The 21771-nt window shown below is 31.8% G+C and carries 25 protein-coding genes; 19 read left to right on the top strand and 6 right to left on the bottom strand.

The genetic code is table 11. The features are described from left to right. The 5 genes from CAMP5082_RS04485 (at nt 1) to CAMP5082_RS04505 (ending at nt 6609) form a co-directional block, all read left to right on the top strand. The gene (locus CAMP5082_RS04485; protein ID WP_012662095.1) at nt 1-1038 is read left to right on the top strand and encodes a rod shape-determining protein; all 1038 of its coding nucleotides are present in this window, start codon (nt 1-3) and stop codon (nt 1036-1038) included. After that, a complete protein-coding gene (gene mreC, locus CAMP5082_RS04490; RefSeq protein WP_337206024.1) occupies nt 1028-1771 on the top strand; it encodes a rod shape-determining protein MreC in 744 nt (247 codons plus the stop codon). The genes CAMP5082_RS04485 and mreC overlap by 11 nt, the downstream gene beginning before the upstream one ends. 86 nt (nt 1772-1857) lie before the next feature. After that, on the top strand, nt 1858-2829 hold the full coding sequence (locus CAMP5082_RS04495) for a catalase (RefSeq protein ID WP_337206025.1): 972 nt from the start codon (nt 1858-1860) through the stop codon (nt 2827-2829). Nucleotides 2830-2926: 97 nt separating this feature from the next. Next, complete coding sequence (carB, locus tag CAMP5082_RS04500) at nt 2927-6190, top strand: carbamoyl-phosphate synthase large subunit (protein ID WP_214125215.1); 3264 nt, start codon at nt 2927-2929, stop codon at nt 6188-6190. Continuing rightward, a complete protein-coding gene (locus CAMP5082_RS04505) occupies nt 6187-6609 on the top strand; it encodes a Sua5 YciO YrdC YwlC family protein (RefSeq protein WP_263702316.1) in 423 nt (140 codons plus the stop codon). Before carB ends, CAMP5082_RS04505 begins: the two co-directional genes overlap by 4 nt. Here CAMP5082_RS04505 and CAMP5082_RS04510 read toward each other — a convergent pair whose 3' ends face one another. After that, nucleotides 6610-7644, bottom strand: coding sequence for an isoaspartyl peptidase/L-asparaginase family protein (locus CAMP5082_RS04510; RefSeq protein WP_337206026.1), 1035 nt, complete (start codon nt 7642-7644; stop codon nt 6610-6612). Between the two features lie 184 nt (nt 7645-7828). Here CAMP5082_RS04510 and CAMP5082_RS04515 point away from each other — a divergent pair, with 184 nt between their 5' ends. Genes CAMP5082_RS04515 through bioD form a run of 3 tightly spaced genes read left to right on the top strand, consistent with a single transcriptional unit; the run spans nt 7829 to nt 9070 of the window. Then, on the top strand, nt 7829-8176 hold the full coding sequence (locus tag CAMP5082_RS04515) for a DMT family transporter (protein ID WP_039627086.1): 348 nt from the start codon (nt 7829-7831) through the stop codon (nt 8174-8176). Further along, nucleotides 8176-8490: a DMT family transporter gene (locus CAMP5082_RS04520; protein ID WP_039619256.1), complete on the top strand. Its 315-nt coding sequence runs from the start codon at nt 8176-8178 to the stop codon at nt 8488-8490. Before CAMP5082_RS04515 ends, CAMP5082_RS04520 begins: the two co-directional genes overlap by 1 nt. A 7-nt stretch (nt 8491-8497) precedes the next feature. Further along, nucleotides 8498-9070, top strand: coding sequence for a dethiobiotin synthase (gene bioD, locus CAMP5082_RS04525; RefSeq protein WP_337206027.1), 573 nt, complete (start codon nt 8498-8500; stop codon nt 9068-9070). Here bioD and CAMP5082_RS04530 read toward each other — a convergent pair. Further along, on the bottom strand, nt 9044-10312 hold the full coding sequence (locus CAMP5082_RS04530; protein ID WP_337206028.1) for an adenosylmethionine--8-amino-7-oxononanoate transaminase: 1269 nt from the start codon (nt 10310-10312) through the stop codon (nt 9044-9046). The two genes, bioD and CAMP5082_RS04530, sit on opposite strands and share 27 nt — an antisense overlap. Nucleotides 10313-10440: 128 nt before the next feature. Between CAMP5082_RS04530 and CAMP5082_RS04535 the strand changes: the two genes are divergently transcribed. From CAMP5082_RS04535 to CAMP5082_RS04550, 4 genes are read left to right on the top strand one after another with little or no spacing between them, the layout of a single operon-like run. Next, nucleotides 10441-11061 carry a tetratricopeptide repeat protein gene (locus CAMP5082_RS04535; protein WP_337206029.1) on the top strand — a complete coding sequence of 207 codons (621 nt, stop codon included), beginning with the start codon at nt 10441-10443 and terminating at the stop codon, nt 11059-11061. Then, a complete protein-coding gene (locus CAMP5082_RS04540) occupies nt 11061-12185 on the top strand; it encodes an aminotransferase class I/II-fold pyridoxal phosphate-dependent enzyme (protein WP_337206030.1) in 1125 nt (374 codons plus the stop codon). The genes CAMP5082_RS04535 and CAMP5082_RS04540 overlap by 1 nt, the downstream gene beginning before the upstream one ends. Continuing rightward, nucleotides 12182-12808: a pimeloyl-ACP methyl esterase BioG family protein gene (locus CAMP5082_RS04545; protein ID WP_337206031.1), complete on the top strand. Its 627-nt coding sequence runs from the start codon at nt 12182-12184 to the stop codon at nt 12806-12808. Before CAMP5082_RS04540 ends, CAMP5082_RS04545 begins: the two co-directional genes overlap by 4 nt. Then, nucleotides 12793-13491 carry a methyltransferase domain-containing protein gene (locus CAMP5082_RS04550; protein WP_337206032.1) on the top strand — a complete coding sequence of 233 codons (699 nt, stop codon included), beginning with the start codon at nt 12793-12795 and terminating at the stop codon, nt 13489-13491. The genes CAMP5082_RS04545 and CAMP5082_RS04550 overlap by 16 nt, the downstream gene beginning before the upstream one ends. Here the strand turns inward: CAMP5082_RS04550 and blaOXA are convergent. Genes blaOXA through surE form a run of 4 tightly spaced genes read right to left on the bottom strand, consistent with a single transcriptional unit; the run spans nt 13465 to nt 16081 of the window. Further along, entirely contained in the window at nt 13465-14232 is a 768-nt protein-coding gene (gene blaOXA, locus CAMP5082_RS04555) for an OXA-493 family class D beta-lactamase (protein ID WP_337206033.1), read from the bottom strand. The genes CAMP5082_RS04550 and blaOXA overlap by 27 nt on opposite strands. Next, nucleotides 14229-14678 (bottom strand): GNAT family N-acetyltransferase, encoded by a 450-nt coding sequence (locus CAMP5082_RS04560; RefSeq protein ID WP_337206034.1) that lies wholly within the window; start codon nt 14676-14678, stop codon nt 14229-14231. Before CAMP5082_RS04560 ends, blaOXA begins: the two co-directional genes overlap by 4 nt. Next, a complete protein-coding gene (locus CAMP5082_RS04565) occupies nt 14662-15315 on the bottom strand; it encodes a ThiF family adenylyltransferase (RefSeq protein WP_337206035.1) in 654 nt (217 codons plus the stop codon). Before CAMP5082_RS04565 ends, CAMP5082_RS04560 begins: the two co-directional genes overlap by 17 nt. Continuing rightward, entirely contained in the window at nt 15308-16081 is a 774-nt protein-coding gene (surE, locus tag CAMP5082_RS04570) for a 5'/3'-nucleotidase SurE (protein ID WP_337206036.1), read from the bottom strand. The genes CAMP5082_RS04565 and surE overlap by 8 nt, the downstream gene beginning before the upstream one ends. A gap of 134 nt (nt 16082-16215) precedes the next feature. Here surE and CAMP5082_RS04575 point away from each other — a divergent pair, with 134 nt between their 5' ends. From CAMP5082_RS04575 to CAMP5082_RS04605, 7 genes are all read left to right on the top strand, one after another. Continuing rightward, the gene (locus CAMP5082_RS04575) at nt 16216-17025 is read left to right on the top strand and encodes a cytolethal distending toxin subunit A/C (RefSeq protein WP_337206037.1); all 810 of its coding nucleotides are present in this window, start codon (nt 16216-16218) and stop codon (nt 17023-17025) included. Nucleotides 17026-17027: 2 nt separating this feature from the next. Beyond that, complete coding sequence (locus CAMP5082_RS04580; RefSeq protein WP_337206038.1) at nt 17028-17831, top strand: cytolethal distending toxin subunit B family protein; 804 nt, start codon at nt 17028-17030, stop codon at nt 17829-17831. A gap of 9 nt (nt 17832-17840) precedes the next feature. Further along, nucleotides 17841-18413: a cytolethal distending toxin subunit A gene (locus tag CAMP5082_RS04585; RefSeq protein WP_263706720.1), complete on the top strand. Its 573-nt coding sequence runs from the start codon at nt 17841-17843 to the stop codon at nt 18411-18413. A 78-nt stretch (nt 18414-18491) separates the two neighbouring features. Beyond that, nucleotides 18492-19589: a lipid-A-disaccharide synthase gene (gene lpxB, locus CAMP5082_RS04590; RefSeq protein ID WP_337206039.1), complete on the top strand. Its 1098-nt coding sequence runs from the start codon at nt 18492-18494 to the stop codon at nt 19587-19589. Nucleotides 19590-19598: 9 nt separating this feature from the next. Continuing rightward, nucleotides 19599-20084 (top strand): transcription elongation factor GreA, encoded by a 486-nt coding sequence (greA, locus tag CAMP5082_RS04595; protein WP_337206040.1) that lies wholly within the window; start codon nt 19599-19601, stop codon nt 20082-20084. Between the two features lie 3 nt (nt 20085-20087). After that, nucleotides 20088-20816, top strand: a complete 729-nt coding sequence (locus CAMP5082_RS04600; RefSeq protein ID WP_442863324.1) for a UDP-2,3-diacylglucosamine diphosphatase — start codon at nt 20088-20090, stop codon at nt 20814-20816. After that, nucleotides 20816-21769, top strand: a complete 954-nt coding sequence (locus CAMP5082_RS04605; RefSeq protein ID WP_337206041.1) for a chemotaxis protein — start codon at nt 20816-20818, stop codon at nt 21767-21769. Before CAMP5082_RS04600 ends, CAMP5082_RS04605 begins: the two co-directional genes overlap by 1 nt. Nucleotides 21770-21771: the final 2 nt, after the last annotated feature.

A 21771-nucleotide genomic window follows, 5' to 3' on the forward strand; every position in this document is an offset into this window, starting at 1 on the left:
ATGATTTTAGATCAAATAATTGGATTTTTTTCAAGTGATATGGGGATTGACTTAGGTACTGCAAATACTTTAGTTTTGGTAAAAGATAAAGGTATAGTGATTGATGAACCTTCGGTTGTTGCAGTAGAGCGTGAAAGATATGGTAGGGTTAAAATTTTAGCTGTTGGAAAAGAAGCTAAGGAAATGGTAGGAAAAACCCCAGGTAATATCGAAGCAATCCGTCCTATGAAAGATGGCGTGATTGCTGATTTTGATATGACTGAAAAAATGATCCGTTATTTTATAGAAAAAACTCATAGAAGAAAATCTTTTTTAAGACCTAGAATTATCATTTCAGTGCCTTATGGTTTGACCCAAGTTGAAAGAAAAGCAGTTAGAGAAAGTGCTTTAAGTGCAGGCGCTAGAGAGGTATTTTTGATAGAAGAACCTATGGCAGCAGCTATTGGTGCAAATTTACCTATTAGAGAGCCTCAAGGGAGCTTGGTGGTAGATATTGGTGGTGGTACAACTGAAATTGGTGTTACTTCTTTGGGCGGGCTTGTGATTTCAAAATCTATCCGCACAGCCGGTGATAAGCTTGATACTAGTATAGTAAATTATGTAAAAGAAAAATATAATCTTGTTATAGGTGAAAGAACTGGCGAGGAAATTAAAATCGCTATTGGTTCAGCAGTTCAGCTTCCAAAAGAGCTTTCTATGGTGGTTAAAGGGCGTGATCAAGTAACAGGCTTGTTAAATAGAATCGAACTAACAAGTGAAGATGTAAGAGAGGCTATGCGTGAACATTTAAAAGAAATCGCTGATGCTTTAAAAATTGTTCTTGAAATGATGCCACCTGATCTTGCAGCAGATATTGTTGAAAATGGTGTTGTTTTAACAGGAGGCGGAGCTTTAATACGCGGGCTTGATAAATATTTATCTGAAATTGTAAAACTTCCAGTATATGTAGCTGATGAGCCACTTTTAGCAGTTGCAAAAGGTACAGGTAAAGCTTTAGAAGAAATTTCATTATTACACCAGCTAACGAATGAAGAGTAAAATTCTTAGCGTTTTAATATTATCTTTTTTAGTATTTATTTCGTTTTATTATGGAGATGTAATAAAACGAAATGTTTTAGATTTAAATATTGCTATTGTTAATCAATTTTCTCAAAGTATTGATCTTTTAAAAAACAAATTCAACGAACATTTTAATCAAGCTGAAGAAATTAGAACTTTAAGAGAAAGAAATGCCGAGCTTGAAAAAAATAATATCTACATGAAAAACTTTGCTAATGAGTTAAATAATATTTTAAGTGATAAAAACTCAAGTTTTTATTATCCTAATGTGAGTTTAGTTAAGGCAACTTCTTATGCGCAAATTAGTGATTATCATAAGGTTTGGCTTGATGTTGATTATAAAGGAAAAATCAAAGGTTTAATTTATAATGGCTATACAGCAGGCATAGTCATAGAAAAAAATGGTAGAGCTTTGGGGCTTTTGCAAGGTGATGAAGAATGTATTTTTTCTGTTTACATAGGTAAAGAACAAGCACCAGGTATAGCTCATGGAAGAAATGATTATATTTTAGTTAAGTATATTCCTAAATGGCTTGAGCTTAAAATGGGCGATAAGGTTTATACAAGTGGTTTGGATGAGATTTTCTTTTCAGGAATTCCGGTGGGAGAAATTTTTAAAATAGAAGAAGAAGGTGCTTATCAAAATGCTTATGTTAAACCTTATGCTAAGATGAAAGTGCCAAGTTATTTTTATATGGTAGAAAATTTATAGTAAAAAATTATTTATTTTAATTAATATAAATTATTATTTAGAATTAAATATTACAATAGCTTCTAAGTTTAAAACTAGGAGCTTTAATGAAAAAATATATCAGCAGTTGTTTGGCTATTTGTTGTTTAAGCGGTGCTATTTATGCAAACGAAGTAGAATATGATGCGCAAAAAATAGCAGATATTTTTTATCAACTTAATGCAGACCCTAAAAATCCAAAAGCAAAAGTTAATCATGCAAAGGGCTTTTGTGCTATGGGAACTTTTGAGCCAGCTTTGTCTATCAATAAGGAAGTTGATGTGCCTTTATTAACACAAAAAAGCTTGCCGATTCAAGTAAGATATTCTTTGGGCGGCGCTTTTAAAGATGATAAAAGTAAAACAAGGGGTATGGCTATTAGAATTATTGATCCTAAAGATTCTGCCTCTTGGACTATGGTTATGCTAAATACAGAAATAAATTTTGCAAAAAATCCTAAAGAGTTTGGTCAGTTTTTTGAAATGAGACTTCCTGTAAATGGCAAAGTTGATCAAGAAAAAATAAGCAAGATGATGAAAGAGGTTGATTCTTATAGAAATTTTGCTGCATATACGGATAAAATTGGTATCAGTAAAAGCGTAGCAAATACTCCATTTTTTAGTATCCATACTTTTTATTTTAAACAAGCAAATGGAGAAAATTATCTACCAGCAAGATGGAAATTAGTTCCAAGCGAAGGTGTGGCGTATTTAAATGAGGCACAAATGAAAAGTGCAAGTAGTGATTTTTTAAAAGAAGATTTTCAAAATCGTATAAAGGCTAATAAGTCAGTTGAGTATAAGATGTATTTAGTATATGCAAATAAAAATGATATTACTAATGATACAACGGCTTTGTGGAGTGGTAAACACAAAGAAAGTTTAGTTGGGACTTTTAAAGTTAATGCTTTGAGCAAGGAAGATTGTAATTTTGATGTATATTTTCCTTCAGATATACCTCAAGGGGTTAATCCACCACAAGATCCTTTATTTGATGTAAGAAATGAAGCTTATGCTATAACTTTTGGTAAGCGTCAATAAAATTTAGCTCTTTAAGAGCTAAATTCTTTATTAATTTCAACTTCTAAAAAACTTATATTTGTTATAATTTGGCTAAAAATTCAGCTTAGGAAAATACATGCCAAAAAGAACAGATATAAAAAATATATTATTAATAGGCAGTGGGCCTATCGTTATAGGTCAAGCTTGCGAGTTTGATTACTCAGGAACTCAAGCAGCAAAAACCTTAAAAGAGCTAGGTTATAGAGTGGTTTTGATCAATTCTAATCCAGCTACGATTATGACAGATCCTGAATTTGCTGATGCAACTTATATAGAACCAATTACCAAAGAAAGTATTCTAAGTATAATCAAAAAAGAAAAAATCGATGCGATTTTACCTACTATGGGTGGCCAAGTTGCTTTGAATGTTGCTATGGAAGTTTATGAAAGTGGCGAGCTTGCAGATGTCAAGTTTTTAGGTGCAAATCCTGAAGCGATTAAAAAGGGTGAAGATAGACAAGTTTTTAAAGAATGTATGAAAAAAATTGGCATGGATTTGCCAAAATCTATGTATGCGTATAATTATGAAGAGGCTTTAAAAGCTGTTGATGAGATTGGTTTTCCTTTGATGATTAGAGCTTCTTTTACCTTAGGTGGTGCAGGAAGTGGCGTGGTGTATAATATGGATGAGTTTGCAGAACTTGCAAATACTGCTTTAGCGTTAAGTCCTATCCATGAAATTTTAATCGAAGAAAGTTTACTTGGTTGGAAAGAATATGAAATGGAAGTCATTAGAGATAAAAATGATAATTGTATTATCGTTTGCTCTATTGAAAATGTTGATCCTATGGGGGTTCATACGGGCGATTCTATCACTATAGCTCCTGCTTTAACTTTGACTGATAAAGAATATCAAGCAATGCGTAATGCCTCTTTTGCTATTTTAAGAGAAATCGGAGTAGATACAGGCGGATCAAATGTGCAATTTGCTATCAATCCAACTAATGGTAGAATGATAGTTATTGAAATGAATCCTAGGGTTTCAAGATCTTCAGCCCTAGCTAGCAAAGCAACGGGTTATCCTATAGCTAAGGTAGCTACGCTTTTAGCAGTTGGATTTAGTTTAGATGAGATTAAAAATGATATCACAGGAACTCCTGCTTCATTTGAGCCGGTAATTGATTATATCGTAACTAAAATTCCTCGTTTTACTTTTGAAAAATTCCCAAATGCAAGCACAGAGCTAGGTACTGCTATGAAAAGTGTGGGTGAGGTTATGGCTATAGGGAGAACTTTTAAAGAAAGCATTCAAAAAGCACTTTGCTCACTTGAGAGAAATTTAAGTGGATTTGATACTATAGAATGTGATAAAAATGAGCTTTTGGCAAAAATTCGCCAAGCTAATGAAAAACGTTTACTTTATATAGCACAAGCTTTTAGAGAAGGTTTTAGCACACAAGAGCTTTTTGAGCTTTGCAAAATAGATCCTTGGTTTTTAAATCAAATCAAAGAAATAGTGGAATTTGAAAACCAAATAGATATGGATATTTTAAGCAATAAACAACTATTAAGAAAAGCTAAAACCTTAGGTTTTTCAGATAAAAAAATTGCTAGCTTGATTAATCAAAAAGATAATCTTGAGCTAAGCCAAAATGATATTTATTATGCAAGAATTAAACATAAAATCATTGCTCAATATAGCGAAGTAGATACTTGTGCAGGCGAATTTGAAGCACTAACCCCGTATTTATACTCAAGTATTAATGCAAATGAAGCTACACAAGTAAAAGAAAGTAAAGATAAAAAAGATAAAAAAGTGATGATTATAGGTGGTGGACCAAATCGCATAGGACAAGGTATTGAGTTTGATTATGCTTGTGTGCATGCTTCTTTTGCTCTAAAAGATATGGGCGTAAAAACTATAATGTATAATTGTAACCCAGAAACGGTTTCAACAGATTATGATACAAGTGATATTTTATATTTTGAGCCGATTGATTTTGAGCATTTAAGAGCAGTTATTGATAGAGAAAGACCAGATGGGGTGATAGTGCATTTTGGTGGTCAAACTCCGCTTAAATTTGCAAAACGCCTTAGTGCTTTTGGAGCAAAGATTATAGGAACAAGTGCAAGGGTGATAGATTTAGCTGAAGATAGAAAGAAATTTGCGAAATTTATTGAAGATTTAGGCATAAATCAACCTAAAAATGGCACAGCTATAAGCGTTGAAGAAGCGATTATAAAGGCAAATGAGATAGGTTATCCTGTGCTTGTTAGACCAAGCTATGTTTTGGGTGGTCGTGCAATGCGTGTGGTGCATGATGAGAGCGAGCTTAGACTTTATATGCAAGAAGCCGTAGATGTAAGTGATAAATCTCCGGTATTAATCGATCAATTCTTAGACAATGCAACTGAACTTGATGTAGATGCGATAAGTGATGGAAAAGAAGTTTATGTAGCAGGTATTATGGAGCATATTGAAGAAGCAGGAATTCACTCAGGCGATAGTGCTTGCTCTTTACCTGCTGTAAATATTGATGAAGCTATGCTTGAAATGATTGAGCAAAAAACAAAAGATATTGCTTTAAATTTAGGTGTAGTAGGGCTTTTAAATATACAATTTGCCATTCATGATAATAAACTTTATATGATAGAAGTAAATCCAAGAGCTAGTAGAACTGTGCCTTTTGTGAGTAAAGCTACAGGAATTCCTTTAGCTAAGGTTGCAACGCGCGTGATGTGGCAAGGAAATTTAAGAGAAAGTTTGAAATTTTATGATACCTTTAAAGTGGTAGAGGAAAAAAATGGAATTTTAAGAGCTAAAAAACCAAAACATATTAGTGTAAAATCAGTAGTATTTCCTTTTGCCAAACTTAGCGGAAGTGACCTTGAGCTTGGGCCTGAAATGCGCTCAACCGGTGAGGTTATGGGTGTAAGCAAAGACTTTGAAAACTCTTATGCAAAAAGCCAACTTGCTTCTTCAAATTTCTTACCAGAAAGTGGCAATGTATTTTTATCACTAAGAGAACAAGATAAAAAATACGCAGTAGATTTAGCTAATGAATACATTAAGTTAGGATTTAAAATCATTGCCACAAGTGGAACTTATAAAATTTTACAAGAAGCAGGTTTGGAGTGTGAGTTTGTGCATAAAATTTCTGAAGGGCGCCCAAATGTAGAGGATAAGTTAAAAAATTCTCAAATTCAACTTGCTATTAATACAAGCGATGAGCATAGTTTTAAAGGTGATACTAAAAAAATTAGAGCAAATATTTTACGCTTTAAAACCCCATATTTTACAAACCTAAGAGCAGCGTATGCAGGTGCTAAAGCGATTAAAGCTATACAAAATAAATCATGTCTTGAAGTAAAGAGCTTGCAAGAATACTTAAAAGCATGATTTATCTTGCTCAAACTGATACAACAGCGGGGTTTTTAAGCAAGGACTTAAAAGCCCTTAATACTTTAAAAAAAAGGCCTTTAAGCCAAGATTGTTTGATTACCACAGCTAAATTTAGTGAGCTTAAAAAACTTACAAGAGTGCCAAGTCATTTTAAAAACACTATTAGAAAATCCGAAAAAACTACTTTTTTATATCCTAATTCTAAAGCAATACGCGTCGTGAAAGATTGTGCTCATGAGGAATTTTTAAAAGAGTTTGATTGGCTTTATTCTACTTCTGCAAATCTTCATGGAAAAAAATTTGATCTAAATTGGGCTATGCAAAATGCAGATAAAATAGTAGATGAAAAGTTTTTTGAAAGCGGAGCCTCAAAGATTTTTAAACTTCGAGGCGTTAAAAAAGTTAAGTTACGCTAATTATTCTCCAAGTGGCCAAAATACTTTTGGTTCTTCACCGATTTTTGCTTGTCCATGATACATTCCAAGTTTATCTTTAGTCCAAGCATAGCCAACTTTTCCATTTTTATCTATAGAGATGATTCCACCCGTGCCACCAAGTTTAGCTACTTGTTTGATAGTTTCTTCGGCTGCTTTTTGTACTGAAAGTTTTTTGTATTTATATAAAGACGCAACTTCATGAGCCACAGCCACTCTTATATAAATATCACCTGTTCCTGTGCAAGAAATTGCTACTGAGTCATTATTTGCATAATTTCCTGCCCCTATGATAGGAGAATCTCCAATGCGTCCTGTCATTTTATTTGTAGTACCACCTGTGCTTGTGCCCGCTGCTAGGTTGCCATTTTTATCTAAAGCTATCGCACCTACTGTGCCTAAATATGGCTCAGTACTTACACCAAGATGAGCCTTTGCTTTATCGCTATCTAGTAATACTTCTTTGCTTTTTTTAGCTTCTTGAAGTTGTTTGTATCTGTGCTCTGTGAAAAAATATTTTTGTCCTACTATTTCTAAACCATGTTTCTTGGCTAATTTATCAGCACCCTCACCCGCTATTAAAGTGTGGGGTGTTTTTTCCATAACAAGTCTTGCTGCCTCTATAGGATTTTTAATCGTCCTAGCCATAGCAATTGCACCTGCTTTTAAATTTTTTCCATCCATTAATGATGCGTCAAGTTCGTTAAATCCATCAGAAGTAAAAACAGCGCCTTTTCCAGCATTAAATTCAGGACTATCTTCCATTACTTTAATGGCAGCTATAACCGCATCAACCGAGCTTCCACCTTTTTCAAGTATGCTTTGACCTGCTTTTAAGGATTCTTTCATTACTTTTTCTCTTTTAGCAAATTCGTCCTTAGTAAGCCCTAATCCACTTGTGCCACCGTGTATAACGATAATTGGCTCAAAATCTTTTGCAAAAGCATTATTGCTTGTTAAAAATGCTAAACTAGCTAATACTAATAAAGCCTTTTTACTACCTGCTAAAAATTTCATATATTCTCCTTTTTTGTAAGCTGAAAATTTTATAATAATAAAAATTAAATATAAATTAATATTAGAGAAATATTTAAAAATATTTATAAAATACAATAGCTTTTTTTATTAAAATTATTTTTTGCTTAAATTTTTATTTTGTAATTTTAGTTATAATTTGTGCTTTTGAAAAAAAAGGTAGATTATGATAGAAAGAACAAAAATAAGCTCTAATTTTGGTTGGTTTATGGTAATTTTAGGTGGTTTGGTTGAGTGTTTTTGGGTAAGTGGTTTAAAATACTCTACTGAAATTTGGCATTATGCTTTAACAGCCATTGGGGTTTGTATATCTTTTACATGTTTTTTAAAAGCTTGCGAAAGACTTGAAGTAAGTATTGCTTATAGTGTTTTTGTGGGTATTGGTACAGTTGGTGTGGTGCTTAATGAGATGTTTATTTTCAATGAGCCAACTTCCATTACTAAGCTTGCTTTAATAGCCATTTTACTTTTAAGTATCATAGGTCTTAAAATCATTAGCAAGGAAGCTAAATAATGGAATGGTTTTTTTTATTTTTAGCGACTGCTTTTGAAATTTTTGGTGTGATTATCATGAAGCAACTTGTAAGCACTAAAAATAAGCTTTATCTTTTAGCTTTGATAGTGTGTTTTGGTTTTTCGTTTGGGTTTTTAAGCCTTAGTATGCAAAGCATTGCTATGAGTGTGGCTTATTCTATATGGACAGGAGCTGGAACTGCAGGCGGGGTTATCATCGGAGTGCTTTTTTATAAAGAAAGTAAAAGCTTTTTAAAGCTTTTTTTAATTGCTCTTATCATTGCTTGCACTGTGGGTTTAAAAATACTTTCATAGGCTTAAAATGAAAATATACATTAGTGGTATAGACACAGATGTTGGTAAAACTTATCTAAGTGCTAGAATTTGTAAAGAATTGGGTTTTGATTATTTTAAGCTTATCCAAGCAGGCACGCCAAAAGATAGCGAGGTAGTAGCTGAGTTTAGTCCAAAAACTAAGATTTTCAAAGAAGGCGTGTTTTTAAAAATCCCTGCTTCCCCGCACAAAGGTAGGATTTTAGAAAATTTAAGCTATAAAGCCTTTGATATACAAATTCCACAAAGTGATAAACTCATCATCGAGCTAGCTGGTGGGCTTTTTTCGCCCCTTGATGATGAAAAAACAATGATTGATTATATGAGTGTGTTTAAGTACCCTACGATTTTAGTGGCAAAAGACTATCTAGGAAGTATCAATCACACGCTTTTAAGTATAGAAGCACTAAAACAAAGAGATATTAAAATCCTTGCTTTAATCTTAAAAACCCAAGATACTTTTAGCAAGGATTTTATAAGCAATTACGCTAAAATTCCTATCATAGAATTTGATGATAAAGTGTGCGAAAAACTTTCAAAAATCCTTGAAAATCTCTTTTAAAGACTCCACTACATAAGCAATCTCATCTTCATTTATAACATATGGTGGCATGAAGTAAATTGTATTTGCAAGTGGTCTTAAAAGCAAGCCTTTTTCTAAGGCTCTTTGAAAGACTTCAAGTCCTGCTCTTTGGTATTTGCTTTTTTGTATATCAAATGCACTTACCATGCCTAAATTTCTAAAATTTCCTAAAAAGTCAAATTCTTTTAAACTCTCCCATTGAGTTTTTATAAAGGCACTTTTGATTTTATTTTTTGCTATGATATTTTCTTTTTCAAAAATATCCAAAGTCGCATTAGCTGCTACACAAGCTAGGGCATTACCTGTGTAAGAGTGAGAGTGTAAAAAGGCCTTTTGACTCTCATAACTACCATAAAATTTCTCATAAATTTCATCTTTAGTAAGCACCACTGAAAGTGGTAAATACCCACCCGTGATAGCTTTGGAAAGACATATATAATCAATGCTTTGTGAGCAATAATCAAGTGCAAACATTTCCCCTGTGCGTCCAAATCCTGTGGCTATCTCATCAAATATCACTTGCACACCATAATCTTTAGCAAGTTTAACCGCATCATCTAAATACCCAAGCTCATACATATGCATATTGCCCGCACATTGAAGTAAAGGCTCAAGTATAAAAGCACAAATTTCATGATGATGATTTTTTAAAACGCTTTCTAAAATTTCAAGTTCTTTTGTATAGTCTTTGTTTGTTGGCACAGGTGTTGTGATACTTTTTAAAAGTAAAGGCTCGTAGGTTTTTTTATAAAGCGCTACATCACCAACACTTAATGCACCTAAGGTTTCTCCATGGTAAGAATTGCTAAGCGATAGGAATTTATCCTTTTTGGAGCCATTGTTTAAGTGGTATTGAAAACTCATTTTTAAAGCCACTTCTATGGCTGAACTACCATTGTCTGCAAAAAAGCATTTATCAAAAGGTAAAAGCTCACAAAGTCTTTGCGAAAGCTTTATGATAGGCTCATGTGAAAAGCCTGCAAACAAGACATGCTCTAAACTTTGAAGTTGATCTTTGATTTTTTCATTGATATATTCATTACAATGGCCAAAGATATTTACCCACCAAGAGCTAATGCAGTCTATGTAGGATTTTTCATCAAAATCATACAAATACACTCCCTTAGCCTTTTTTATAGGTATTAAAGGTAAAAACTCATGATCGCTCATTTGTGTGCAAGGGTGCCAAATGTGTTTTAAGTCTAGTTCTTTTAAATTCATTTTTACTTCTTTGATTTTTATTACTAATGATACTACAATTTTTACTCAAATTTATGCTTTAAAATGAAAAAGGATTATTTAGAAAATGTTTATATAATTAGCTTTTATCTTAAATTTAAAGGTAAAGTATGAAAAAAGTTTTGATTATCTTAGCGATTTTATTTTTAAATTTTGCATATTCGCAAGAGGATATACTCGAAAAAGGAATTAAAGCCTATGAGAGCGGTGATTATATAAATGCTATGAAGTATTACAAACAGGCTTGTGATTTGAATAGTGGAATCAGTTGCTCTAATCTTGGTGTCATGTATGAAGATGGAAAAGGTGTTGAAAAAGATAATTTCAAAGCAGTAGAATTTTATCAAAAAGCTTGCAAATTGAATGATAATGTAGGTTGCTCTCACCTTGGGTATATGTATGCAAATGGATATGGTGTAAAAAAGGATAATTTTAAAGCAATTAGTTTTTTTCAAAAGGCTTGTGATTTAAACAATGGTTTTGGTTGTAGTGCTACTGGTGTTATGTATGCAAATGGATATGGTGTAAAAAAGGATAATTTTAAAGCAGTAGAACTTTATGTAAAAGCTTGTAATTTAAATGATAACCTGGGTTGCTTTAATCTTGGAGTTATGTATGAAAATGGCAAAGGTATTAGAAAAGACACTTCTAAGGCTTTAGAATATTTTGGCAAGGCTTGTGATTTAAAAAATGATTTAGGTTGTCAAGCTTACGCAAGGCTTAAACAATAATGCAAATTGCACAAATTTTAGATACATTAAAACAACAAGATAATTTTAGAATTCTACGCTCATTAAAACATGAGGGAAAATATGTCGTTTATAATGGGCAAAAATTGCTAAATTTGGCGAGCAATGATTATTTAAATTTAAGCAATGAAAAAGCATTAAAGCAAGATTTTTTAACGCATTTGAAAGAATTTGAATTTTTTAGTTCAAGTTCAAGAAGCTTGAGTGGAAATTATGCGATTTTTGATGAATTTGAAAGCTTTTTAGAAGCTAAATTAGGCAGAAAAATCTTGCATTTTAACAATGGCTATGCCTTAAATGTTAGCTGTTTGCAGGCTTTAGCAAGTATTAAAAATACTTTATTTTTAGCAGATAAGCAAGTGCATGCAAGTATCATCGATGGTTTAAGGCTTGGTGGGGCTAAATTTATAAGGTTTAAACATAATGATATAAAGCATTTGCAAAGCTTAGTGCAAAAACACCATAAAGAATTTGAAAATATCATCATCGTAAGCGAAGCGCTATTTAGTATGGATGGAGATTTTGCTCCTATAAAAGAATTCATAAATTTAAAAAAAGAGTTTAAAAATATCAAAATTTACATTGATGAAGCTCATAGCATAGGGTGTTTTAATGATGATGGTTTGGGTTATGTGAAATTTTTGGGCTTAGAAAAGGAAGTGGATTTTTTAGTTTTTACCTTTGGTAAGGCTATAGCTTCTATGGGTGCTTGCATGATAAGTGATGAAAAAGATTTTTTTATCAACAAAGCAAGAGCCTTTATATACTCAACTGCTATTGCACCTATCAATGTAGCTTGGACTTTGCATGTTTTTAAGCATTTGCATGAATTTAACGCTCAAAGAAAAGAGCTTTTAGAGTTAAGTGCTTGGTTTAAAAATGCTTTAGCAAGTAAAGGTGCAGTTTTAGGCGAGGCTTATGTGATATCTTTTATTTTAGGGCAAAATGCACTAGCTAGTGAAATTTCACAAAAGCTTTTAGAAAATGGTGTTTTTGCACCTGCTATTAAAGAGCCAACCGTAGCTAAAAATACAGCTAGAATTCGCTTTTCTTTGCATGCTGGTTTAGTGAAAAAAGACTTAAAAAAGGTTTTGGAGGCACTTTGAAAACTCATTTTTTACATGAAAATGCAAATTCATCCGAGTTGATTTTATTTTTTTCAGGATTTTGCTCACATTTTAGCCATTTTACACACTTAAAAAGCGATGTAAATGTTTTAATGGTGTATGATTATACGAGTTTTGATTGGGAAATTAATCTTCATAAATTTGAAAAAATCACTCTTATTGGCTTTTCTATGGGAGTTTGTGTAGCGAGTAAAATTTTAAAAGATATAAAATTTGATAAAAAAATAGCCATAAATGGCACAAATTTACCTATAAATGATGAATTTGGGATTAAAAAAGCCATTTTTAAACTTACGATGAAAAGGTTTGCTTTAGAGGATTTTAAAGCAAATTTGCTTGAAAAAAGAATGAGTTTAAGTGATGAGTTTGACTTTGAAAAAAACGAGCATTTAAAAGCAGAACTTTTAAGCTTATATGAGTTTTGTACTAAGGATTTAAATGAAAATTTCACTTGGGATAAAGCCATAATTAGCAAAGAGGATAAAATCTTTCCACCAAAACATGCTTTTAATTTTTTCAAAGAAAAGGCAATGTTTGTTGATGAGCCACATTTTGCATTTTTTAAATACCACACTTGGGAAGAGCTTTGCAAACTTTTATAAGAGCAAAAGATACTTATAGCGCAAATACACCTGTGCAAAAAGACATGGCTAAAGAGCTTTGTAAAATGATTAGTGAGAATGATTTTAGCGATTTTGAAGCGGTGTTTGAGTTTGGCTGTGGGGTAGGGGTTTTTAGTAAGGCTTTGCAAGAATGTATTAAATTTAAGCATTATTTTTTAAATGATATTTATCCTTTTGAAAATCCTTGTAAGTTTGATGAATTTGGTGTTTTTGATATGAATGAGCTTAAAAATCATCATTTTTATACGAAAAAATTTGATCTTATAGCTTCCAATGCTTGTATGCAGTGGCTAAAGATAGATGAGCTTTTAGAAAATCTTGCAAATATGTTAAATAAAAATGGGATTTTGCTTTTTTCTACTTTTGGAGAAAAAAATTTCATTCAAATAAAACAAAGCACTAATTTATCACTAGAATATTTAACTTTAGAGCAAATTGCACAAAAGCTTTCTAAAAAATTTAAGATCATAAAGGCAAAAGAAGAATTAAAAGAGCTAAAATTTGATCATACTTTAGAGCTTTTTAGACATTTGAAATTAAGCGGAGTAAATGCTTTGGGTGAAAAATTTTTCATAGGCAAGGCATTTTTAAAAAACTATGAAAAAGAATTTCAAAATACCTTGACTTATCATCCTTTATTTTTTATGTGCCAAGTTTATTAAATTTGATAGATATTTTTTTGCTAATTCTTCTCTTAGATAAAGTTTGTTAAAATCACTTATATCCATACATAAAGCAAAAGCATAAATTTGATGAGTTTTTTTATCTTTTATAAAACCTACGATTTGTCCGTATTTTTCTTTACCCCAGCCTGTTTTTGCAAAGAACTCATAATGGCTATTTTCGCTAAGTTTTATTATATTTATAATTTCTTTTTGTATATTTTTAGGATAATCTAATTTTAGATTTGCTAGTTCAAAAAGTAAGTTTGCTTGTTCTTTAAGACTAATTTGTAAAGAATCATCTATCCAAAATTCATCGATTTTACTTATTTTTTGATTACCATAATTAAGTTTATTTAAGTTTTTTTGCATTTTTTCTAAGCCGATTTTTCTAGCTAATTCTTTATAAGCAGGTAGTTGGGATCTTTGCATAGCTAGGGCTAAATTTGCGTCATTTTTCCAAGAGGGTAAAAATACTTTTTCGCCTTTGTAATGATAAAAAATTTCATTAGTATCTTTCACAAAGCCTTCATTAAGTGCGATTAGGGCATTGAAAATTTTAAAAGTAGAGGCAGGTAGGATGCGTTTGTTTGCTTTTTTAAAATCATTACTATAATAATCCTTGCCATCGTAAGCTATAAAAACTCCACTTTCGTTGTAATCTTTAAAAAGATTTTCTAAATTTTCATTTGCCAAAGCAAAAGAGCAAAAAAGACTAAAAAGTAAAAGTATTTTTTTCAATTTATTTCCTTTTTCATTAAAAAATTTTTCAATTCTTGTTGATCTATTATAACAATGTTTTCTTTGATGATTTTAAATCCTGCTTTTAAAAAGAAATTTTTAGCACTAAGGCTAGCAAAAGTATAAATTTCACTATAAGGGTAGTTTTTAAGAGTAAATTCTAATAAAGCTTTGCCATAACCTTGATGAGCATAGTTTGCATGAGTAAAGTAAAGATCGAGTGTTTTTTCTTCTAAATTTATACTTATAAAAGATATGATTTGGTCTTTTTCTTCATAAATAAAGCCTAGTTGATTTTGAAATTTTCTTTCCCAAGCTTTTTGGTTTATATTAATCCATGCATGAATTTGTTCTTTTGTGTAATCATTTTTACAAAGAGTGAATACGCTTTGCTTAAAAAGCTTGATGCAAGAAGCTAAGTCTTTTATATCAAGCTTTCTTATCAAGCACTTTCCTTAAAGCTAAAGAAGCTAAAGCAAGTCCAAAAGAGGCTGTCACGCCCATAAATGAGCCAAGATCTTTACAATGGGCTTCTTCATCTGAAAATACCACATCAAAATCTCCTTTAAATCCTGATTTTCTAAGCTCATAACGGAATTTTTTAGCTAGGGCATCGCCATGTGTTTTAAATATACTTGTCGTTTTAATACGCGTTGGATCAAGCTTTCTAGCTCCACCGGTTGATGAGATAAAAATTTGCTTTTTCAAATCAACCAAATTAGCCAAAGCGACCTTAGCAGGTATATCATCAATCGCATCAATGATTAAATCAAACTCTCTTAGATCAAAACTTTTCAAAAAATCATCATCGATTTTACTAACTATACCTTTGGCATTGTAAATGCGTTCAAAGACCTTAGCTTTTTCTGTGCCTATATTTTCACTATGAAGTTGGCGATTTTGATTAGTAGTTTCAAATTTATCTGCATCGATTAAAGTTAGATTGCTAAAGCCACTTCTAAAAAGCGCGTCAACGCAAATTCCACCAACTCCACCTAAACCACAAACTAAAACTTTAGTATTTTGAAATTTAATAAAATTTTCTTCATTAACAAGCCATTTTATACGCGTGTATCTATCCATTTTTCATCCATTTTTTGAGATTTTTCATTTGATTATAAGCTGTTAGATCAAGCATTATAGGTGTTATTGTGGCATAGCCTTGTTTTAAAAGTGCTATGTCTGAGTCTTTTTCATTTTCATGATCAAGATTAGCAGCAGCTAGCCAGTAGTATTCTACACCTCTTGGATTTGTATTTGAGTGTGCTTCATAACTATAAATTCTTTTACCTGCTTTGCAAATTTTTAAGCCTTGAAAGGCTGTTTTGCTAGAAGGAAAGTTGATATTTAAAAATTCTTTTTTATCTAAAGGAAAGCCTTTTTCAAAGATATTTTTGACTATTTTTTTAGTAAGTTTTAAAGCAAGTTTATAATCAAGCTCTTTTTGATCGTCTTTGTAAAATTGTGATAAAGCAATGGCAGGAATTCCATGAAGCACAGCTTCCATAGCACCTGCGCAAGTTCCTGAGTAAGTTATATCCTCGCCTACATTGGCTCCTTTGTTAATCCCACTTATGACAAGATCAGGCAAACGCTTTTTATATAAAGCATGCAAAGCTAGATAAACACAATCTGCAGGTGTGCCATCATCAAGCTTGTAAAATCTTTTACCAACCTTGTGAAATCTCAAAGGTTTGGTTAGTGTTATGGAGTGTGAGCATGCTGATTTTTCACTAGCAGGAGCTACTATGGTGATTTTAGCTTTAAAATGCTTTCTTAGCATTTTAATAAGCTTTTTTAAACCCTCGCTTTCATAGCCATCATCGTTTGTTATTAAAATTTCTTTCATATTTTTCCTTTTTTTAAATTTTAACACAAGTGATAAAATATTTTTTAAAATAAAGAAAAATTATTAGTGGTGTTTTGTATTATAATTTATTTATAATTATGATAGTATATTTAAATTTAATTCAAGGAGGAAAAATGCAAAAAATTAAATTCATAATGATATTTAGTGCATTTGTAGCTTTTTTTATTGGATGTTCTTCTAAAGAGCAATTTAATCCTTTGGCACGTTCTTTGGGCAGTGTAAATGATATTGATCCTTTAAAAATAGGTAAAAATCCAACGCCACCTGCTAAGCAAAAAACACCAGCTTTGGTAGAAGGTAAACATTTTCCTGCTATACCGCTTGTGCCACCGGTAATTACTACAAATACTTTTAAAGGGGATAATCCCATAAAAGGACCCTTGCCAAGGTTAACTTCGGATAATAAATTTGCTTCGAATGCTTTGTATGAAAATTCAGGCATTGCGAGTGATTTTGTAACTATCATGAATCCAAATGGTGCTGCGCTAACTGTTTGGGCGTTAAATCCAGGCAATTGGATATGGGGTTATAATTTATTTGATAGCAAACCTTTTGGTGATGCAAGAGTGTGGCAACTCATTGAATTTCCTAATAATAAAGTCATGATTAAAAACGCAAAAACTAACACTTGTTTAAATGCTTATGGAAATGGCATTGTGCATTATCCTTGTGATCAAAGTAATTTTGCACAATATTGGGGTCTTTTTCCTATGAGTAATGGTGCTTATCAAATTCAAAATTATGCTACCCAACAATGTATACAAACAACGGTTGGAAATGTAATGGAGGAGTTTTATTTTAACTATTATAGTATTTATTTGACACCTTGTTTGAAATCAAAAGAAAAAAATTTAGATAGACAATGGAGTATAAGTGCACCTGCTTTTCAAACAAGATCACCTTATGCTTATACGGGAGAGTAATAATGAGAAAGATAATATTTTTAATTTTTAGTTTTAATTTATTATTTGGAGCTTTAGAAAATTATAATAGCGGAACTTGGAATTTACAAGGCTCATCAGCTTCTACTGAAAGCAAATGGAATATTAGTATAAGACAGCTTGTAACGGGTGCTAATCCTATGGATATATTAGCTGTTCAAGAAGCAGGAGTTTTACCAAGCGCAGCTATAATGACTCCAAGACAAGTTCAACCTGTGGGAGTTGGAATTCCAATTCATGAGTATGAGTGGAATTTGGGCTCATCAAGCCGTCCAAATTCTGTTTTTATATATTATTCAAGAGTTGATGTTGGGGCAAACCGTGTGAATATGGCTATAGTAAGTAGAGTGCAAGCTGATGAGGTTTTTGTTTTACCACCTCCAACCGTTGCTTCAAGACCTATTATAGGAATTCGCATAGGAAATGATGCGTTTTTTAGCATACATGCTTTAGCAAGTGGAGGTAATGATGGTGGAGCTATTGTGAGTGCTGTGGATAGTTTTTTTAGAAATAGACCAGAGATTAATTGGATGATTTTGGGTGATTTTAATAGAGAAGCAGGATCTTTGGTTTCTTTACTTGATCCAGATTTAAGAGCGCGTACGCGTGTGATCCCTCCAAATACTAATACTCAAACTAGCGGAAGGATTATTGACTATGCTATCACAGGAAATTCCAATACAGCTTCTTTGTATAATCCACCGCCAATCATTGCTCTTTTAGCTGTAGCAGGACTTAGGACTTTTTTAGCTTCTGATCATTTTCCTGTGAATTTTAGAAGACCTTAGGAGTAAATGATGAAAAAAATTGGTATTTTATTTTTTATGGTTTTGAGTTTTTTAAGGGCTGAGGTTAGTTTAGATGAATTAGAAGATTTTACACCTATGTTTGCTATAAGATCTTTAGAAACAGGAATTTCACTAAGCCCTTTTAGATATAGCTCTGAAATATTAGAAGAGCAAAATTGGTTTTTAAAAGAAATAATACTTAGCGATGAGTTAAAAGAAAAAGATAGATATGCCGTGCAACGCCCTTTTGGTTATGTGCAGTTTATAAACCCTAGAGGTGCTGATGTGTGTTTGGCTGTTTTAGATGAAAAAACTTTTGGAACAAAATCTTGCAAGCAAGATTTACAAGATGGACAAATGCAAACGGTTTTTTCTATCATGCCTACTACAAGTTCTGCTGTGCAAATTAGGTCTTTAACGCATGGAGGGGTAAAATGTATGAGCACTTTTTATGAAGCACGCGTGCCTATAGAAAATCGCTTTGGTTTAGATGATTGTACCGTAAATCCTTCTGTACCTATAGAATTAAAAGAATTATTTTTCTTTGCCCCTGCTATCGTTGAAGCAACTCCGCTTTATTAAACTAAACCCGCTTTGCGGGTTTAAACTCTAAGTTAAAATTTGTTAAAATGTCTTTGAAAATTGATATAAGGTAGGTTAATGAAAACCTTTTTAGTTTGTGCCTTAGAGCCTTCAGCAAATTTGCATTTAAAAGAAGTTTTAAAAGCTTATAAAAATGAATATAAAGAATTTGATTTAGTAGGAATTTATGATGAGAGTTTATGTAAAGAATTTAGTCTAAATTCCAAGCCACTTTATAGCTCACATGAGTTTAGTGCTATGGGTTTTATAGAGGTTTTGCCACTCATTTTAAAAGCCAAAAGAGCTATAAAAGAGCTGGTAAATTTAAGTCTTACTCAAAAGATTGATGCGATTTTATGTATAGATTCTCCCGCTTTTAACATACCTTTTGCAAAAGCTTTAAAAAAAGCAAATTCTAAAGTAAAAAGAATTTATTATATCTTGCCTCAAGTTTGGGCGTGGAAAAAAGGTCGCATACCTATCATAGAAAGTCATTTTGATGTGCTAGCTTCTATCTTGCCTTTTGATAGTGAGTTTTTTAGTAAAAGCACTTATGTAGGTCATCCGCTTTTAGATGAGATAAAAGAGTTTAAAAACCAAGAAGATATAAATTCTATACTTTCAAAAAAAGATGATGAAAAAACCATCGCTTTCTTACCAGGCTCAAGAAAAAGCGAAATAAAGCGTTTAATGCCTATTTTTAGAGAATTAAGTACTAAATTTAAAGGTAAAAAAATCCTTTGTGTGCCTGAGTTTAATTTAAAAAGATTAGATCTTTATGGGGATATAAATGGCTTTGAAATTCAAACTAACACCCCAAAAGTGCTTAAAAATGCTGATTTTGCTTTTATTTGTAGTGGTACAGCTACGCTTGAAGCAGCTTTGGTTGGCACACCTTTTGTGCTTGCTTATAAGGCTAAAGCTATTGATGTATTTATCGCAAGATGTTTTGTAAAACTCAAACACATAGGCCTTGCAAATATTTTTTTAGATTTTGCAGGAAAAAGCGAGCTTAATCCTGAATTTTTACAAGAGCAAGTGAATGTGGAAAATTTATATCAAGCTTATCTTAAATACGATTATAAGGCATTTTTTGATAAAGTAGATTTTTTAAAAGAATATTTGCAATTTGCAAGTGCAAAAAATTTAGCTAAAATACTTTATGAAATCAAATAAGGATAAATCATGCAAAAAGAACCTATGAGTAAATATGGCTATGAGAAATTAGAAAAAGAATTAGAACATTTAAAAAAAGTTGAACGCCCAAAAGTAGTAGAAGAAATAGACATAGCAAGAAGTCATGGAGATTTAAAAGAAAATGCAGAATATCACGCAGCTAGAGAAAAGCAAGCTTTTATAGAAGGAAAGATAGCTGAACTTGGGGATTTGATCTCAAGAGCGCAAATCATCGATCCATCTTCTTACGAGCATGATAGTGTGAAATTTGGCTCAACTGTTGTTGTAGAGGATTTAGAAAGTGAAAAACAAAGCACTTATACTTTGGTAGGGGTAAATGAGGGAAATTTAGAAAAAGGCTATATTTCCATTAGTTCGCCTATTGCTAAAGCAATGCTTGGTAAAAAAGAAGGGGATAATTTTAAAGTGCGTTTGCCAAAAGGCGAGAGTGAATTTGAAATCATTTCTATAGAATACAAAGCTTTGGAATTTTAATTTTTGCAAAAAATAATTATAAAAGAAAATGCTGTTTTTATCGCTGATGCGCATGAAAATGAAAATAGACGTGGTTTTTGGGAGTTTTTACAAGCCTTAAAAGATAAAAAAATTCAAACTCCACAGCTTTTTTTAATGGGTGATATTTTTGATCTTTTAATTTATGAAGTAAAAGCCACGCATGATTTTGCAAAAGCTTATATAGCCTTACTTGAAGAGCTTGCTGATGAGATTGAAATCATTTATTTAGAAGGTAATCATGATTTTAATTTAGCTAAATTTTTTAAAAAAGTGAAGGTTTTTAATATAAAACAACAGCCTTTGCTTTGCGAATTTCAAGATAAAACCTTAGTAGAATTAGCCCATGGGGATATTTTTTTAAAACCTTTTTTGCAATTTTGCTTAAAAAGTTTGAGAAATCATTATCTACTACTTTTTTTAAATTTTTTAAATGTTATTGGTAAAGAAAAAATTACTCAAAAAATTTTAAAAAATCAAAATAAAAAACAACTTCTTAGAAAAATTCCTCAATTTGCTACTTTAGTAAAAGAGCGTATAAAGCACTACAATGTAAAATTTATAATAGAAGGACATTATCATCAAGATGTATTTTTAGAATTTGAGGATACAAAATATTTAAATTTACCTACTTTTGCATACAAGAAAAGTTTTTTTGTAGTAAAATATGAACCAGAAATCAGATTTCACAAAATAGAACTTAAGGAGGCATAATGTTTGATGAGAATGTCGTTAAAACAGGTTCAAATGAAATGGAGCTTGTTGATTTTCGCATCTTTAAGCAAGGCCACGATAAAGTCTATGAGGGAATTTATGGTGTAAATGTTTCTAAGGTTAGAGAAATCATTAAAATTCCTTTTTTGACTGAAATTCCGGGAGTACCTGACTATGTGGAAGGTATTTTCGATCTTCGTGGTGTGGTGATTCCTGTAATCAACCTAGCAAAATGGATGCAAATTCAAGAACCAGAAATGACAAATATAAAACCTAGGGTAATCATTACTGAATTTAGTAATGTATTAATCGGTTTTATCGTACATGAGGCAAAAAGAATTCGTAGAATTAATTGGAAAAATATCGAGCCAGCTAATTTTGCTACAAGTGCAGGTAGTTTGGATAAAAGCAAAATAACAGGTGTAACTAGAATTGAGGGTGATGAGGTTTTGCTTATCCTAGATTTAGAAAGTATAGTGCAAGAGCTTGGAATTTATACTCCACAAACTGATATTGAAGATGATAAGATTCAAAAAATTGAAGGTATAGCTTTAGCACTTGATGATAGTTCTACTGCAAGAAAACTTGTTAAAGATTTACTTAATAAAATCGGCTTAAAAGTTGTAGAAGCAAAAGATGGTGTTGAAGGTTTACAAAAACTTCAAGAGTTATATGGGGCATATGGTGATGATTTAAATAAACATCTAAAAATCATCGTAAGTGATGTTGAAATGCCTCAAATGGATGGTTTCCACTTTGCAGCTAAAGTAAGAGAAGATGAGAGATTTAAAAATATTCCTATCGTGTTTAACTCTTCTTTATCAAATGAGTTTATGAGTGATAAAGGTGTTAAAGAAGCAGGTGGTGAGGGGTATTTGGTTAAATTTAACGCAAGTGATTTCTTTGCTGAAATTTCTCGTGTTATTAAAAAACATGAAAAAGGTGAGGAGTAAAA

The organism is Campylobacter sp. LMG 17559 (assembly GCF_024723605.1).
Lineage (GTDB): Bacteria > Campylobacterota > Campylobacteria > Campylobacterales > Campylobacteraceae > Campylobacter_D.

Coding starts and splice junctions, on each gene's coding strand:
- CAMP5082_RS04485 (WP_012662095.1), top strand. CDS start 1: ATGATTTTAGATCAAATAATTGGATTTTTTTCAAGTGATATGGGGATT.
- mreC (WP_337206024.1), top strand. CDS start 1,028: ATGAAGAGTAAAATTCTTAGCGTTTTAATATTATCTTTTTTAGTATTT.
- CAMP5082_RS04495 (WP_337206025.1), top strand. CDS start 1,858: ATGAAAAAATATATCAGCAGTTGTTTGGCTATTTGTTGTTTAAGCGGT.
- carB (WP_214125215.1), top strand. CDS start 2,927: ATGCCAAAAAGAACAGATATAAAAAATATATTATTAATAGGCAGTGGG.
- CAMP5082_RS04505 (WP_263702316.1), top strand. CDS start 6,187: ATGATTTATCTTGCTCAAACTGATACAACAGCGGGGTTTTTAAGCAAG.
- CAMP5082_RS04510 (WP_337206026.1), bottom strand. CDS start 7,644: ATGAAATTTTTAGCAGGTAGTAAAAAGGCTTTATTAGTATTAGCTAGT.
- CAMP5082_RS04515 (WP_039627086.1), top strand. CDS start 7,829: ATGATAGAAAGAACAAAAATAAGCTCTAATTTTGGTTGGTTTATGGTA.
- CAMP5082_RS04520 (WP_039619256.1), top strand. CDS start 8,176: ATGGAATGGTTTTTTTTATTTTTAGCGACTGCTTTTGAAATTTTTGGT.
- bioD (WP_337206027.1), top strand. CDS start 8,498: ATGAAAATATACATTAGTGGTATAGACACAGATGTTGGTAAAACTTAT.
- CAMP5082_RS04530 (WP_337206028.1), bottom strand. CDS start 10,312: ATGAATTTAAAAGAACTAGACTTAAAACACATTTGGCACCCTTGCACA.
- CAMP5082_RS04535 (WP_337206029.1), top strand. CDS start 10,441: ATGAAAAAAGTTTTGATTATCTTAGCGATTTTATTTTTAAATTTTGCA.
- CAMP5082_RS04540 (WP_337206030.1), top strand. CDS start 11,061: ATGCAAATTGCACAAATTTTAGATACATTAAAACAACAAGATAATTTT.
- CAMP5082_RS04565 (WP_337206035.1), bottom strand. CDS start 15,315: ATGGATAGATACACGCGTATAAAATGGCTTGTTAATGAAGAAAATTTT.
- surE (WP_337206036.1), bottom strand. CDS start 16,081: ATGAAAGAAATTTTAATAACAAACGATGATGGCTATGAAAGCGAGGGT.
- CAMP5082_RS04575 (WP_337206037.1), top strand. CDS start 16,216: ATGCAAAAAATTAAATTCATAATGATATTTAGTGCATTTGTAGCTTTT.
- CAMP5082_RS04580 (WP_337206038.1), top strand. CDS start 17,028: ATGAGAAAGATAATATTTTTAATTTTTAGTTTTAATTTATTATTTGGA.
- CAMP5082_RS04585 (WP_263706720.1), top strand. CDS start 17,841: ATGAAAAAAATTGGTATTTTATTTTTTATGGTTTTGAGTTTTTTAAGG.
- lpxB (WP_337206039.1), top strand. CDS start 18,492: ATGAAAACCTTTTTAGTTTGTGCCTTAGAGCCTTCAGCAAATTTGCAT.
- greA (WP_337206040.1), top strand. CDS start 19,599: ATGCAAAAAGAACCTATGAGTAAATATGGCTATGAGAAATTAGAAAAA.
- CAMP5082_RS04605 (WP_337206041.1), top strand. CDS start 20,816: ATGTTTGATGAGAATGTCGTTAAAACAGGTTCAAATGAAATGGAGCTT.